The following is a 313-nucleotide window of genomic DNA, read 5'->3' on the forward strand; positions in this document are numbered from 1 at the left end:
ATTAGAATTTTAGTTTTTTGAATATGTTTACGATTGAATCAAAGAATCCTCCAATATTTAGAGAAAAAACTTTTGATGACGCACCATATTTATTTGAAAGAATCATTGTCCCGATTGCTGATGAGAATACTGGATCAGAAATTGAAGCATCTGCAAATTCATCTTTTGAAACAGGAAGTGCTATAAATGTAGGAAGTCTTAGTTCAGATTTTGCAAGTTCTACAAATCAAGTCATTTTTACTCAACCTCAAACACAAACAGCTCATTCAGGAAGCATTCCATCTTTTCAAACAGTTTTTAGCTCGCTTCTTAC

General features: G+C 32.3%; 1 protein-coding gene. It reads left to right on the forward strand.

All coding sequences use genetic code 11. The features are described from left to right. Window positions 1-23: 23 nt before the first annotated feature. Window positions 24-313 (forward strand): hypothetical protein (locus tag DC53_RS0121240; protein ID WP_033032840.1); only part of this gene is annotated, 290 nt, incomplete at its 3' end.

Source organism: Pseudoalteromonas fuliginea, from assembly GCF_000690055.1.
In the GTDB taxonomy this organism is placed as follows: Bacteria; Pseudomonadota; Gammaproteobacteria; order Enterobacterales; family Alteromonadaceae; genus Pseudoalteromonas; species Pseudoalteromonas fuliginea.